This is a genomic window from Morganella sp. HMSC11D09 (assembly GCF_001807955.1).
In the GTDB taxonomy this organism is placed as follows: Bacteria; Pseudomonadota; Gammaproteobacteria; order Enterobacterales; family Enterobacteriaceae; genus Morganella; species Morganella morganii.
Genome location: NZ_KV791684.1, coordinates 264,834 through 279,786, shown reverse-complemented (window position 1 = coordinate 279,786; position 14,953 = coordinate 264,834). Strand labels below are relative to the sequence as shown.

Annotated in this window: 9 protein-coding genes; 6 read left to right on the top strand and 3 right to left on the bottom strand. The window is 53.5% G+C overall.

Features of this window, described 5'->3' with window-relative positions:
- Positions 1-958 (top strand): RHS repeat-associated core domain-containing protein (locus tag HMPREF3119_RS09090; RefSeq protein ID WP_305777633.1); only part of this gene is annotated, 958 nt, incomplete at its 5' end.
- A 63-nt stretch (positions 959-1,021) separates the two neighbouring features.
- Here HMPREF3119_RS09090 and ybaK read toward each other — a convergent pair.
- From ybaK to copA, 3 genes are all read right to left on the bottom strand, one after another.
- Positions 1,022-1,501 carry a Cys-tRNA(Pro)/Cys-tRNA(Cys) deacylase YbaK gene (ybaK, locus tag HMPREF3119_RS09085; RefSeq protein ID WP_004237643.1) on the bottom strand — a complete coding sequence of 160 codons (480 nt, stop codon included), beginning with the start codon at positions 1,499-1,501 and terminating at the stop codon, positions 1,022-1,024.
- Between the two features lie 51 nt (positions 1,502-1,552).
- On the bottom strand, positions 1,553-2,362 hold the full coding sequence (locus HMPREF3119_RS09080; RefSeq protein WP_032099244.1) for a TraB/GumN family protein: 810 nt from the start codon (positions 2,360-2,362) through the stop codon (positions 1,553-1,555).
- A gap of 135 nt (positions 2,363-2,497) precedes the next feature.
- Positions 2,498-5,236, bottom strand: a complete 2,739-nt coding sequence (copA, locus tag HMPREF3119_RS09075) for a copper-exporting P-type ATPase CopA (RefSeq protein ID WP_070579427.1) — start codon at positions 5,234-5,236, stop codon at positions 2,498-2,500.
- Positions 5,237-5,377: 141 nt separating this feature from the next.
- Between copA and cueR the strand changes: the two genes are divergently transcribed.
- From cueR to HMPREF3119_RS09050, 5 genes are all read left to right on the top strand, one after another.
- Positions 5,378-5,794: a Cu(I)-responsive transcriptional regulator gene (gene cueR, locus HMPREF3119_RS09070; protein WP_004237647.1), complete on the top strand. Its 417-nt coding sequence runs from the start codon at positions 5,378-5,380 to the stop codon at positions 5,792-5,794.
- A 183-nt stretch (positions 5,795-5,977) separates the two neighbouring features.
- On the top strand, positions 5,978-7,666 hold the full coding sequence (locus HMPREF3119_RS09065) for a ShlB/FhaC/HecB family hemolysin secretion/activation protein (protein ID WP_070579424.1): 1,689 nt from the start codon (positions 5,978-5,980) through the stop codon (positions 7,664-7,666).
- Positions 7,667-7,702: 36 nt separating this feature from the next.
- Complete coding sequence (locus tag HMPREF3119_RS09060; RefSeq protein ID WP_070579422.1) at positions 7,703-12,337, top strand: hemagglutinin repeat-containing protein; 4,635 nt, start codon at positions 7,703-7,705, stop codon at positions 12,335-12,337.
- A gap of 282 nt (positions 12,338-12,619) precedes the next feature.
- Entirely contained in the window at positions 12,620-13,222 is a 603-nt protein-coding gene (locus HMPREF3119_RS09055) for a hypothetical protein (RefSeq protein WP_083297266.1), read from the top strand.
- Between the two features lie 222 nt (positions 13,223-13,444).
- Positions 13,445-14,929: a C69 family dipeptidase gene (locus HMPREF3119_RS09050; RefSeq protein WP_004237652.1), complete on the top strand. Its 1,485-nt coding sequence runs from the start codon at positions 13,445-13,447 to the stop codon at positions 14,927-14,929.
- The last annotated feature ends 24 nt before the right edge of the window (positions 14,930-14,953 follow it).

Below are 14,953 nucleotides of genomic sequence, written 5' to 3'. Positions count from 1 at the left end.
GCGCTGGCTGAGTTCAGATCCTGCGGGAACTGTTGACGGACTGAATCTGTATTCAATGGTGAGGAATAATCCGGTGTCATTTTCTGATGAACAGGGGCTTGTTGCTTATCCGCGCACACAAATTCCCGGAACATCTCTTTATCAACCGGGTATCAGTACAGGCAGTGACAGGGAAATTCGGGGCGCTAAGTTGATACCTCCGGCAGCGAACACGGTTACTGAATTATTTAAAGGAGAACCCGTCAGGCTGGATGATGTATTAGCTGACAGTACATTACAGCAAACACCTCTGCTTACTGACCTGATTAACCCGGCGAAGGTAAAAATGGACAGTTCGACGCGAAGTTCTCTTTCTGCCGTTAAAGGCGGAATAATGGAATTTAATGCTGTTCATATACCGGCCGGAAATAACGGTATCAATGCATTACGGATTATTGATACCGAAACATCGGCTTTCCAGAGGGGGAAAGGAACAACATTAGCATATTGGGTTCCGCAAGGAGGATATGCGGATATTCCTGCCCATCCTGAAAATGGTCAGCCTCAGTTGGTATTCACGCCGGGGTTCAGCGGGTGTTCGTTTGTTGCTGATAAACTGGATGATATGACTATCAGGGTACGACATGTTCAGGGAGGTAAAGAAGATGCCGAGTATAACAGATTACATGCGTCTGAGCATGGGCATGGAATGATTGGAGCAATGGAATATCGCGACTACGGATATCATGAAAACTACAGCGGAACAGTTCTGGAAAATATCCAGGGATCAGCATTTATGAAATATGAAGGAGACTCATGGCAAATTAAATACCAGCGCCTGAAAAATGCACCGGGTATTGTTTCTATGGGTGAAAAAACATCCGGAATAGTAAGAAAACAACAGGGGCTTAAGCTCGAAATCCGCCATAGCAGGGAACGCAGTGTTGTTGGTACTGGTTCTGTTCCTTTAATGCATTGATGAAAGATTGTTGTAATAATAAGCTAAAAAGCACTTCCCCCGGGAAGTGCTTTTTTCTGTGTATCAGTCCCGTTTCGCCACCGGGGCAAATTTCCCGTCCAGCACTTTTGCCAGATCCTGCGGTGCCAGTTCGATATCCAGGCCGCGTTTGCCGCCGGAAACAAAAATAGTGGCAAATTCCTGTGCGCCCTCATCAATCAGGGTCGGCAGACGTTTTTTCTGTCCCAGCGGGCTGATCCCGCCCACCAGATAGCCGGTGACTTTCTGTGCATTCACCGGGTCAGCCATTTCCGCTTTCTTCACACCAAGGGCTTTGGCTACCGCTTTTAAATCAAGCTGTTCTGATACCGGGGTGACTGCCACGGCGAGATGTTTATTATCACCGTTAAGCGCCACCAGCAGGGTTTTGTATACCTGACGGGCATCGAGATTGAGTTTGCGGACCGCTTCATCACCGAAATTATGATCATTCGGATCATGTTCATACGGATGGAGGGTGAATGAAATCCGGTTTTTTTCCAGAAGTTTTACAGCCGGTGTCATAGGTCTTTCCTTGCAGATAATTCAGACGGCAGTGTCACAAGGCCTGCCAGTTTAACACAAAATGGACGGCAGATTATGGTCGCCGTAAAGATGCAGTGCGCCGACCGCTACCACATAATTGCCGGGCGGCAGCTGTATCAGCCTGGTTTTCCAGGCGTCGTTGCGGCTTATCATCAGATGCTGATACGTCTGCTCGCTGAAGGTGGCGGGCAGTGGCTGCGCGAGTTTTTCCGGCCGGTAATCCAGCCACCAGCCGAGCATAATCTGAAGTGCGCGGGCATTGTCATGCCAGTAGGCCAGGGTATCTTCCAGCAGGCTCAGCCCTTCGTCCGGGAAATCCAGCAGCATCTGTAACTGTGCCTGTGTGCCTTCCAGCTCAAAAACGGGGATATTCTGTCCGTGAGCGGCATTGAGCATCTGATAATCAATGCCGTAATGCGGACGCAGCCCCAGGCTTTGTGCCTGGGCGGACTGCAGGATCAGCGCCACCTGCCAGGCGGGCAGGGTATCCAGCGTCTGTACCGGCTGACGCTGTTCCTCACAATAGCGGCGGTAGTCATCTCTCAGGTGCTCCGGTAAGCGCTCACTTACCGGCAGACGGGGGAATTCAGGGTCCTGTCCCGGGAACGGCGGTGCCGGACGGGTGATATCCGCTTCCACAATCAGGCCATCAGCACGATTGATTCTTTCCAGCAGCGGGCCGGGCAGCGGGTACATGGCTTCCGATCCCATATGAATACTGCCGACCAGATGCAGTGAGATATCCCCGGGCAATGTGAGGTCAACCGAAGGCCAGGTGCAGCCACCCTGCGGATCAGGCGGGATAAGGTAATCTTTCAGCCGGCGGAACAGTGTTTTCATGACGACTCCTGTCGTGAAACGATACCTTAGTTGACTGCAAGCGCGGGCTTTTTTCAACCCTGATAAGTAATATCCGGTTAATTAACAGGAAAAAAATAAGGGCGCGAAGCATTCGCGCCCTTATTGGTTGAGTTATTAATCTTTCGGTTTAAAACGTAACAACCGGTTGGCGTTACTGACCACGGTAATGGATGACAGCGCCATGGCCGCCCCTGCCACTACCGGATTCAGCAGTGTGCCGGTGAACGGGAACAGCACCCCGGCTGCGATCGGGATCCCGAGGGTGTTATAAATAAAGGCACCCAGCAGGTTCTGTTTCATATTACGCAGTGTCCCTTTCGAGATAGCCACCGCATCGGCCACGCCGTGCAGGCTGTGGCGCATCAGAGTGATTGCTGCCGTTTCGATGGCAATATCACTGCCGCCGCCCATCGCGATCCCCACATCTGCCCGTGCCAGCGCAGGTGCGTCATTGATACCGTCACCGACCATGGCGACACGGCGTCCGGCCTGCTGTAATTTTTCAATGGCAGCGGCTTTGCCGTCCGGCAGTACACCGGCGATCACTTCATCAATCCCGGCTTCTTTGGCGATAGCCCGGGCGGTTACTTCGTTGTCCCCGGTCAGCATCACCAGACGGTAACCCTGTTTGTGCAGACGCGCCAGCGCACTGACACTGTCCTCACGCAGCGGATCACGGACAGAAAGAATCGCCGCGATGTTGCCGTCAACTGCCAGCATCACCGGAGTCACGCCTTTACCGGCCTGGGATTGTACCAGCGCATCCGCTTCCCCGGCAGTGCTGATATTCTGTGCCTGCATCAGCGCATGGTTACCCAGCAGGAGTGTCCGGCCTTCAGACTCCCCGCTGATCCCCATCCCCGCCAGGGTACGGAACTGAGTAACAGACGGCAGTGTCAGCGCTTTCGCACGTTCAGTGATAGCGCGGGCCAGCGGGTGATTAGAACCGCTTTCCAGTGCCGCTGCGAGACGCAGGACATCATCGTCACTGAAACCATTAAAGGTATGGATTTCCGTTACCTGCGGCATGCCTTCTGTCAGGGTCCCGGTTTTGTCGAAAACAATGGTGTCGAGAGTGCTTGCCTGCTGTAAAGCATCCGCATCCCGTACCAGCACACCAAACTCAGCGGCGCGTCCGACCCCGGAAATAATCGACATCGGCGTTGCCAGTCCCAGTGCACACGGACAAGCGATTATGAGTACCGTGGTAATAATCACCAGTGCATAGGTTATCTGCGGTGCCGGGCCGAAGAAGTACCAGACAGCACCGGCGATCAGGGCGATAACCACCACAACCGGCACAAAGACGGCTGAGATTTTGTCCGCCAGCTGGCCGATTTCCGGTTTACTGCTCTGAGCCTGGCGTACCAGTTTAATGATGCGTGCCAGCGTGGTTTTGCTGCCGACAGCGGCGGCACGGAACAGCACGGTGCCGTCCTGCACGGTGGTCCCGGCAGAAACAGTATCGCCGGTGGTTTTTTGCTGCGGGATAGGCTCCCCGGTCAGCATCGCCTCATCCATCCACACTTCGCCTTCCGTGATCTCACCATCGACCGGCACGCGGTCACCGGTGGTCAGACGCAGGATCATCCCCGGCTGCACATCTGCCAGCGGGACATCTTTCTCACCTTCCGGTGTCACCACACGGGCGGTCGGCGGGGTCAGATCCAGCAGGCGCTCCAGTGCTTTTGACGAACGCTGGCGGGCACGCTGCTCCAGCATATGCCCCAGGTTTATCAGACCGATAATCATGGCGCTGGCCTCATAATAGAGGTGACGCGCCTGCGGCGGGAACACGTCCGGCCAGAGGTTTACCGTGATGGAATAGAGCCACGCGGCACCGGTGCCGAGAGCCACCAGGGTATCCATCGTTGCACTGCCGTTTTTCAGGGATTGCCAGGCGCTGCGGTAGAAATGCCCGCCCGCCAGAATCATCACCGCCAGGGTGACGATCCCGATGGTCAGCCAGATCCCGTTGTTCGCCGGGGTCAGCATCATATTGTCGCCGATCATCCCCCAGATCATCACCGGGATACCGACCGCCAGTGCCAGAGCAGACTGCCAGCGGAACCGCTTCATATTGGCAACCGCCACTTCCTGCTGGCGCTCACGGCGTTTGGCATCATCCTGAATCAGTTCCGCGCCGTAACCGGCTTTCTCCACAGCGGCGATCAGCGCCTCCGCAGAAGCGTGACCGGTGACCAGTGCACTGCGCTCCGCGAGGTTAACGCGGGCATTTTCCACACCGTCCACACTGAGCAGCGCTTTGTGTACTTTGCTGACACAACTGGCACAGGTCATGCCGTCGAGCAGGAAGGAGAGACTGTCGTCATCCTCCTCAATCACCGGCATGGCAGGGGTATTGTCCGGGGTGGCCGGAATATCGCAGTGCTCCGCTGCCGCAGCCTCAGTCTGAGACGGCGTCAGCGGTTCAGATTTTGGGGAGGCGTTTTCTCCCGCCACCGCAGCCTGAAAACCGGCGGCTTCCACTGCGCTGATTAAGGTCTGCGCATCGGCGCTGCCGTACACTTTTGCCTCTTTGGTATCAACGACCGCAGCCGCAACACCGTCAACCGCTTCTAATGCACTTTGCGTTTTCGCTGCACATTTCATACAATTCAGCCCGGAAAGCTGTAAAATTGTACCGGGGTTGTCTGCAATCTGAGCGTCGTAACCCGCTTCTTCGATAGTACTGATGAGGGATTGCGCATCCGCATCGCCGGTCACTTTGGCGAAATCAAGGGTGACCACCGCAGATTCAACATCCGGGCGGGCGTCGAGTGCTTTTTTCACACTGGCGGTGCAATGTCCGCAGGACAGCCCCTGTAACGCAAGAATAGTGGTATTAGCCATACTTTTTTTCCTTACATGTTTCGCATCATCACGCCGTATATCAGCACACGGCGCAAGAGAAAAAATTCTGTTCGGGGGAACGGGAATTTTGATTTACGATGATGGTAAACCTTCCCTCAAGGGTAAGGTCAAGGAGAAGTTATGAATATCAGCGATATTGCACAAAAAACAGGTTTAACACCAAAAGCAATCCGTTTTTACGAAGATAAATCTTTGATCACGCCACCGGAACGGGGTGAGAACGGATACCGGTATTTCAGTGAACGGCATGTGGATGAACTGACTCTGCTGCGCCAGGCAAAAGAGGTCGGGTTCACGCTGGATGAGTGCCGCGAGCTGTTATCGCTGTTCCGTAATCCGAACCGCCACGCGGCGGATGTGAAATCGGCGACACTGGGCAAAGTGAAGCAGATTGAGAAAACCATTACGGAGCTCACGGCTATCCGTGACCGCCTGCTGGCACTGGCTGATTCCTGTCCCGGGGATGACAGCGCAGAGTGTCCGATCATCGATCATCTCTCCGGATGCCGCCACAGCAAACCTGCCTGCCATAAATAATCCGTCTGTTTTGTGCGTCTGCCCGCCGGGCAGACGCCGTCTTACATCCTGTCAGTTAAGTTTTTCTTATTTCTGCCGATAACAGATAAAAGCACGGCTCTTTTTCATCCGGCGTTATACCGGAGAAAACCGGCATTTCTGTCCGCTGCGGCGGTAACCGGCGTAAAGGATAAGTAAGACGAATTGACCAAACTGCTGACATTATTACGCCGCATATTATTATCAGGGCTGTGTTTTTGCCCGACATTATATGCCGCACCTTTCCCTGCTGCTGCGGAAAATCCGGGCGCTGATGCCTCGCGCCGGGCGATGCAGGATGCCGGACAGCAGGTCAGTGATCTGCTGGAACAGCAGACTTACCGGCAACTGAGCAAGCCGCAGACAACGATCACCCCCACAGAGCCGTTACTGCGTGCGGCAGAGAATGAACACTGTCTGCCGGTCAGCGGCGTGTATCTCTCCGGTATCACACTGTTATCTCAGGACGACCTACGCTCACTTTCGCCATTGCCCGCAGACTGTATCCGCAGCCGTGACATTAATGTGCTGGTGGCGGAACTGATGGAGCGGTATCTGGATAAAGGCTATATCACCGCCCGGATCCGCTTTCTGCCGGTCAACGATTATCACGAGCTGGGGATCGGCGTGACGGAAGGAACCGTGGAGCGGATCGACAGCACGGATCGCGGTGTTAATACCGCTCTGCTGTTTCCCGCTCTGACCGGCAAACCGCTGAAAATCACCGAACTGGAGCAGGGGCTGGATCAGGCAAACCGCCTGAAATCCAACCATGTCACTATGGATATTCTACCCGGCAGCGCACCGGGAGGATCGGTGATCCGGCTGGTTAATCAGCGCGGCACTCCGGCCGGGTTTTCTATCAGTGCAGATAATTACGGGCAGAAAAGTACCGGACGCAATGTTATCCGCGCCGCAGTCACCGCAGACAGCCCGGCAGGATTATCTGATTTTGTCAGCCTGAGCGGCTCCGCCACAACCGATAATCCGGCGGCGCGTTACAGCCGCTCTGGCATGCTGTTTTACTCCGTGCCTTACGGCGCACTGACGATCAGCACTTACGGCAGTCTTTCCCGTTACCGCATCACTCAGGCGCTGCGCTATAACCACGTCATTCTTAGCGGGGACAGCGCTCAGGCCGCACTGCGGGCGGATTATGTCATCTTCCGTAACCGCTCACGGATTGATTCCCTGATGGCGCAGATGACTTACAAACGCAGCCGCAACTACCTCAATGACACACTGATTGGCGTCAGCAGCCCGTCCCTGAGTATCGCCGAAGCCGGTTACACCGGGCTGATTCTGGTACCGGGCGGTGTTATCAGCACCTCTTTATCAGCGGAGAAGGGCACCACACTGTTCGGGGCAGCTACCCGGAACACCATGCCGGGCTCGGATCCGCAATACACCAAAGGCAAATTCTCACTCAGTTATATTCAGCAGTTTTCGCTGTCGGAAGACGCGTATCTGTTCAGCAGTCATCTGGCCGGTCAGTACACACAGGATCACCTCCCCGGGGGGGAGTGGCTGACACTGTCGGATAACAGTGCGATCAGAGGGTTTCACGACGGCTCGTTATCGGCGGATAAGGGATGGTACTGGCAAAACACCCTTTCCCGCCGTTTTGTCCGGCAGGGGATCACGGTAACACCCCGCGCCGGTGCGGACTACGGACGGGTTATGGCTCAGACCGGGCAGGCGGGATGGCAGTCTGCCGCGGGTATCGCCGCAGGGGTTAATGTCAGTTACGGCGACGCACAGCTGGATGCGCAAATCAGCCGCGCCCGGACCTCTGTGGCGGCACTGCCCGCACAGGACACCCTGTTTTCCCTGCGCCTGGGATATCAGTTCTGATCTGCTCCGTCAGTCGTTGGATGGTAAGGAAATACAATGAAAAAAGAACGCTTTAAACTCTCTTCGTCAGGTAAGGTGGCCGCGTGGATAGCACTGGCCTTTGTCACGCTGAACAGTGCAGCCGCAGGGATTGTGGCGGACGGCGGCCCGGACGGCCCCGGGGTTTCGCAGGTAAACGGAACGGATATTGTCAATATTACAACGCCAAACAGTAACGGGTTGTCTCATAACCAGTATCTTGATTTTAATGTGGATAACCGGGGCGCGGTCTTTAATAACAGCATGACCGCCGGGCAGTCGCAGCTGGCGGGTATGCTGGAGGCCAACAAAAACCTGAACGGGCAGGCCGCCGGGGTGATCCTCAATGAAGTGGTCAGCCGTAACCCCTCTCTGCTGCTGGGTCAGCAGGAAGTGTTCGGCATGGCGGCGGATCTGATCCTCGCCAACCCGAACGGGATCAGCTGTCAGGGCTGTGGTTTTATCAACACCAATAATGCCGGGCTGATCGTGGGTAATCCGCTGATTGAGAACGGAATGATCAGTGCATACAGTACGCTGGATAACACCAGTTCACTGACGATCGGAAATAACGGGATCACGACCGGTAAAGTGCTGGATCTGGTTGCGCCTGCGATTAATGCCGACGGGGAGATCCGCGCGGCGGCACTGAATGTGATCACCGGGAACAATACCGTTTCCGCTGATATGCAGACTATTTCCGCCGGGAAAAACGCGGTTCCGCTGGACAGCTATTATCTGGGCGGCATGCGTGCCGGTAAAATCCGTCTGGTGAATACCGCGCAGGGCAGCGGCGTGAAACTGGCCGGTAATATTGATGCTGTGAATGGTTTCGATGCTCAGTCTCAGGGCGCTCTGACACTCACCGGCGCACAGGTCACCGGCGGGGATATCCGCCTGAGCGGTGATACGCTGCGTACCGAAGGACAGCTGCGCAACGAACATCAGCGGACAGAAGACAAACGCAGCGGGCAATCCGTCACCGGCGAAACCCGGCAGGGGCGCTACACCCGCACCTCACTGGACGGCAAAAACATCACACTGGTGGTACAGCAGGAAGCCTGGCTGACCGGCACTGATCTGAACGGGCTTGAGATCGCCGTTCAGGCCGGCTCCATCACGCTCGACAGCGACCGGGTTGCACAGTCAGACACCCGTACCACAAATCAGTGGAAGATGTCGTGGGAAAATAATGAAACCCGCAAAGATGAAAGCATCCGGCAGGAAACCAGCAACCTCCGTGCTGACGGTGATATCCGTCTGGCAGCCAAAACCGGTGATATTACCCTGAAAGGGGCAACACTGGCGGCCGGATCGCATCTCAGTGCGGATGCCAAAGGGGATATCCGGCTGGAGAGCGTGACTGACTCCCGCACTCAGACGGTGTCCGGCAATAAACGCAATGAGACGGCAAAACTGCTCAGCGGCACACACGGCGATGTCACGTCAAAAGAGCAACTGGTGAAAACGGAACTGACCGCAGGCGGCAATCTGGGACTGAATGCCGGTCATGACATCCGGGCTCAGGCGGTACAGGTACACGCCGGACAGGATCTGATCATCAACACCGGTAATAATCTCACCATCGGTACGCAAACGACGACACAGCATCAGGGGCATACGGAGAATATCACCTCCTGGGGCGGTATCGGCGGCGGCTCCCGTGAAAACCGGGCCACCACGGAAGAGACGGCGCACGGCTCTGACGTTACCGCAGGCGGTAAGCTCTGGCTTTCCGGCGGTAACGGCGTCACTGTTACCGGCAGCAAGGTAAAAGGCACACAGGACAGTCTGGTGCAGACCGGACAGGGCGCGCTGGTGATTGAAAACGGCATCAGCCGGACGGCGAAACACATTGATAACCGTGATGGCGGCGCGTTTAACATCACCCGCAGTACCCTCCGTGAAAACAGTGAAGATACCCGCGTTGAGCGCAGCGAGCTGAAATCAGAAGCTGACCTGCGGCTGGCCGGGAAAAATGATATCACCATCGCCGGAAGCCTGATTGAAAGTGCGGGCACACTGAAAATTGATACCCTTGGTGATATCAATGTCCGTGCGGCACAGGCACAAAAACAGTCTGACAAAACAGAAACCACACTCAAAATCAGCGGCTATGCCAAAGAGGATGAGGACAAACAGTACCGCGCCGGTCTGGATATCAACCATACCCGCGACACGCAAAAGCAGGATTCTGTCACGCAGCAGGGCAGTGAACTCAAAGGCGGCAGTGTCTCTGTCACCGCAGGAAACGATCTCACGCTTACCGGCTCCTCTCTGATCACCACGCAGGGGGATGCGGCGCTTTCCGCTGAAAATATCACCCTGAACGCAGCGGATAACCGTGAAACCCGGACACAGCAGAAAGGGGAATCACACGGCGGTATTTATCTGACCGGCGGCATGGATAAACTGGGCGGCGGTCTGAGCGGCGGTCATACTGAAACCGGTAAGACACAGGAGCATCATCAGGCGGTCACCTCCGGCACTCAGGTGCAGGGTAATCTCACCCTGACCGCCGGTAAAACCCTCTCGCAGGAAGGCGTATCACACACGGTGGGCGGCGCTTATACGGAAACTGCGCAAAACTCGGCGCACCGGGCGGCTCACAACAGTGATCGCACCACGGAAACCCGTAAAGGCGGCGAAGGCAGCCTCGGGGTCTCACTGGATTACAGCAAAGTCTCCCGTCCGCTGGCCAAAGCCGGTGAAAATATTGCGGAAGGCAATATTGCCGGGGTGGCGGACAGCACCGCTGCCACCGGACTGCCGGATATCGGCGTTGATCTGAGCGGTAAAGGGGAAAACCGGCAGACCATCAGTGAAAACACACAGGCAAAAACCACCTCTGTTAATGCAGGATCGGTTGCCGTGAACACCACGGATCGTGTTCTTGATGAAGGAACACAGTACCGGGCGGATAACGGCGGTATTGCGATCAGCACCGGCGATTATCAGTCTGCGGCGGCAGCGGATACACATCATCAGTCGGAATCTGTGACTGAGGGCAAAGGAAGTCTGCGTGTGGCAACATCCACCGGACAGGATGTTGCGATCAGCGCGGAAGGCAGCGGCGGTCATCGTCTGGCCACAGAGAGCAGCAGTAAAGCAGTGACCGGTTCGCTGTCGGCGAAAGGGGATATCTCTGTGCAGGCGGGGCGTGATGCGGCATTGCAGGGCGATACACTGCGCAGTGAGGAAGGACACGTTTCTGTCCGTGCCGGTGATAATCTGACGCTGGATCTGGCGGGTGATACCCACAGCAAAACTGTCAGTGGTTATGATGCCGGGGCGAAGGTAAATGTGGAATCGCTCAACCTGAAAAATGCCGGTGGCGGTCTCAGCGGCGGACGTGAGGTGTACAACGAAAGCGGCACAACGGCGAAAACCGGCGTGATTGAGGGCAAAACCGGCGTGGTATTACAGGCCGGAAACGACCTGACCGCTAACGGTACTAATGTCAGCAGTGGCGGGGATGTGACGGTGAAAGGCGGACACAACACCCTGCTTGACAGCGCGGAGAGCACGAATACCATCTCCGGCCATCAGTGGCACGGTGGTGTTCAGGCTAATGGCGGTAAAACAGAGATCGGCAGCAAACTCGGCGGCGGTGCGGATTTCAGTATCAGCAAACAGTCTGAAAACGTGACTGACCAGCGCGGCGGCAGCCTGCGCAGCGGCGGTACAGTTTCTGTTTCTGCGGACGGTATGCGGGATGATGCGCTGCATCTGAAAGGTACGCAGATTGATGCACAAAATACCGCGTTGACCGCCCGTGACGGCGGTATTGTGATTGAATCCGCACAGAAAACCACAGACAAAGCCAACTGGAATGCGGGCGGAAACCTGAATATCGGCACCTCGCGCAGTACAGAAAATCCGGAAACCGGTTCGCGGCATAATATCAGTGCCGGTCTGAAGGGTGGGATCGATAATCAGCAGACGGTAACGCAGAAAAATGCCCTTGCTGACAGCGGAAATCTCACGCTGAACAGCCGCAATGATACGCAGATCCGGGGCGGAAAACTGACGGCGGATACCATCAGCGGGCGTGTCGGCGGTGATCTGATCGTGGAAAGCCGGACTAACACCGAATCTGTTCTGAAAGTTGATGCGGATCTGTCGGCGGCACATACCAATGATGAGGGCAGCAGTACCACCTCAAAACTGGCCAATGCCGGTACCCCGAAGTTTGCAGATGACATCAAAGCGGGTCTGGAAAACGGACTGGATAAAGCGGCAGATTCTGTACGGGAAAATGCCGGAGCCGGTGCTGGTACGGTGGCGGACAAGGTGAAATCCGGCCTGACATCCCCGTCCGGGATGAATGGCAATGTTAAAGCGTCCTTCGAAACCCGTTCCGCAGAACAGGTGGGACAGCAATCCGGTCTGACCGCCCGTGAACAGGGCAAACTGCGTACCGGCGGCAGCACTATCCTGACCGGCGCGGTGCTGGACGGTCTGCCGGATACGGGGAATACGGAAATGCACTCTGTGGCGGTCAAAGAGACCGGCACCCGCATTCACGGCGAACTCCCGCTCAATGCCGGGCAGGCTGTCAGTGCGGTTAAAGACGGGATCGTCAACGGAAAATCCCCGGTCGGTATTTCTGTCACTAATGATCACAGCAGTGTGAACAGTAAAGTGAAGTAATTATTATGGACGATAACGTATAACGTAGCGTAAACGGCTCTGAATAAGGGCCGTTTTTATTCCGGCTCTATTTTTTGGATTAATTACTTATTTAACTAATTGATTCCAATATTTTAATCATCGTCAAAAAGGGAATGGGAAAGTGCATTATTTAATGTAAAGTTAAATTACCACAATAAGAAATAACGTGTGATATCTGTGTATACTGTGTTTATAAATCACCGGTAATGAGGCGCTAATATGAACGATAAAAAGCTACAACGACGACAGGTTCATGCCGACATGCCGAAATTGATCCCCGCAGCGGGTTTTAACCGGAAATTAAATCTGCCCTCTGAAAACAGCGAACTGACAGCACTGTTTCTGGCCGCCGGTACGCATCGGTTTTTATTGCCGGGCTATGAGGTCAAAGAGGGCTATCAATTTATTAAATCAGGTAAAAAGCAGCAGTACAGGCTGGTGACTACCGGGGATTTACCCGAAACCGTTTATCTGGTTGAGCTTTGCTTCCGCAATGACATCGTTGCCGGTCAGACAAGTTGCACACAAATTAAGGTATGGCGGACAACCAATGACAAACATCAGTCTGCTGTTGCAGACCTGCCGCGGCACTTTTTCCGCTGGCTGCTGGATACCTATCATATTGTGGTTACCGATGAAGAACAAACCGGTGACGGAAGGCGTTTTTGGGAAGTGATGATTTCATGGGCATTGGCCGCCGGTTTTTATGTTTATGCTTCAGATGGCGGAGAGCCGGAAAGGCCACTGTTTGTTATTCAGGATATGGAATCCTTTTTTGAATATTGGAGTGATTTTTGTTGGGGGAATGATCCCGATACCCACACACACCGCTTAATTGTCATCAGTAAAAAAGAAATAAAATAACGATTCCCTGTATTTCCTGTCCCGATCAATTCCCCGCTGAAAAAATAATCCGTAATTTTAACCAAAACACTTATCCGTGATTAAATCGCAAATTAGTGAAATGCACCATATTTTGCGAATAATTCAGTGATTGACTTTGCATTATGCGATCTGCGTAAAAGAAAATTCAGTGGGTAATGGATAGCGTAAGCGCAATTTATAACTCAATGGAAGGTGTTCTCTATGAAACGTAGTGTTTTATCTCTTGCTGTGGGTGCTGCACTGGTGATTTCTGATGCAACGGCGTGTACCACTATTTTTGTCGGTGAAAATGCGTCTTCAGATGGTGCGCAATATATTGCCCGCAATGAAGATATGAATCCGGCAAACCCGAAAGTTTTGCAGGTGAATCAGGAAAAAGTAAATAAAGACACTGAGTTTAAAACCAACTTAAATAAATTCACCTATACCCTGCCGGAAAAGGCAATGCGTTATACCACTATCCCGGAATGGAATGATAAAGGTCAGTTCCGTTTCAGTTCCAACGGCTTTAATGACGCCGGTGTCGGGATCAGTGCCACAGAAACGATTTTCGCCAATGAAGCTTCATTAAAAATTGACCCGTATGTTGAAGATACCGGGATTATTGAAGATGCGATTCCGGATGTGGTATTACCGTATGTCTCTTCCGCAAAAGAAGGGGTGATGCGGTTAGGGAAAATCATTGAGGAAAAAGGGGCCGGTGAAGGTTTCGGCGTGGCCTTTATTGATAAAGACGGGATCTGGTATCTGGAAACCGGCAGCGGCCACCAGTGGATGGCAGCAAAAATCCCGGCCAATACCTATTATGTCACTGCAAACCAGGGCCGCCTGGAAAAATTTGATATGAATGACAAAGAAAATTACCTGTCATCCCCGACACTGATTTCCTTTGCCGAGAAAAATGGCTTATATGATCCGAAAAAAGACGGTGAGTTTAATTTCAAAAAAGCCTATACCAAAGATGACGCAAAAAGTGACGGTTATTACAACTATCCGCGAGTGTTAGTGCTGCAGAAAATGTATAACCCGGAAATTAAAACTGACTTTAAAGATGTGAAATCCAATGATTTCCCTGTCTTCTTAAAACCGGCGAAAAAACTGGGGCTGGAAGATATTAAAGCCGGACTGCGCAACCATTATGAAAATGTCGGTACATCTCCGTATGCAACCACCTATCCGGATACCACTAAACGACCAATCTCGGTATTCAGAACCCAGCACTCCCATATTTTACAGGTACGCAAAGATTTACCGAAAGAAATCGGGAATGTCCGTTATATTGCCTTCGGTATGCCGACATTATCCGTTTATGTCCCGGTATATTACGGCCCGGACAGCTACGTGGAAGCTTATACCATCGGTTCACCGCAGGCGGATAACGCCTCCGCACACTGGAAATTCCGTAAATTACAGACACTGGCGATGATCGACTTTAATAAATATTCGAAAATTGTGCAGGCGGAATACAGTAAACAGGAAGCTGAGTTTGCCAAAGAACAACAGGCAATGGAAAAAGAGTATCTGAGTATTTATAAAACAGACCCGGCGAAAGCCAAACAGCTGTTACAGGACTTCCAGAATAAAGTCATGCAGGATGCATTAAATACCACGGATAAACTGACCAATATTATTATGCAGGATTTGACCAATTCCGTGAACGAACGCTACCGCTTTAAAGGCGCGTGATGCGGGAGTACATAAAAAACGGCC

Excerpts from the sequence above, each read along its gene's own strand:
- cueR (WP_004237647.1), top strand. The coding sequence starts at position 5,378 with ATGAATATCAGCGATATTGCACAAAAAACAGGTTTAACACCAAAAGCA.
- HMPREF3119_RS09055 (WP_083297266.1), top strand. The coding sequence starts at position 12,620 with ATGCCGAAATTGATCCCCGCAGCGGGTTTTAACCGGAAATTAAATCTG.
- HMPREF3119_RS09080 (WP_032099244.1), bottom strand. The coding sequence starts at position 2,362 with ATGAAAACACTGTTCCGCCGGCTGAAAGATTACCTTATCCCGCCTGAT.
- copA (WP_070579427.1), bottom strand. The coding sequence starts at position 5,236 with ATGGCTAATACCACTATTCTTGCGTTACAGGGGCTGTCCTGCGGACAT.
- ybaK (WP_004237643.1), bottom strand. The coding sequence starts at position 1,501 with ATGACACCGGCTGTAAAACTTCTGGAAAAAAACCGGATTTCATTCACC.
- HMPREF3119_RS09060 (WP_070579422.1), top strand. The coding sequence starts at position 7,703 with ATGAAAAAAGAACGCTTTAAACTCTCTTCGTCAGGTAAGGTGGCCGCG.
- HMPREF3119_RS09050 (WP_004237652.1), top strand. The coding sequence starts at position 13,445 with ATGAAACGTAGTGTTTTATCTCTTGCTGTGGGTGCTGCACTGGTGATT.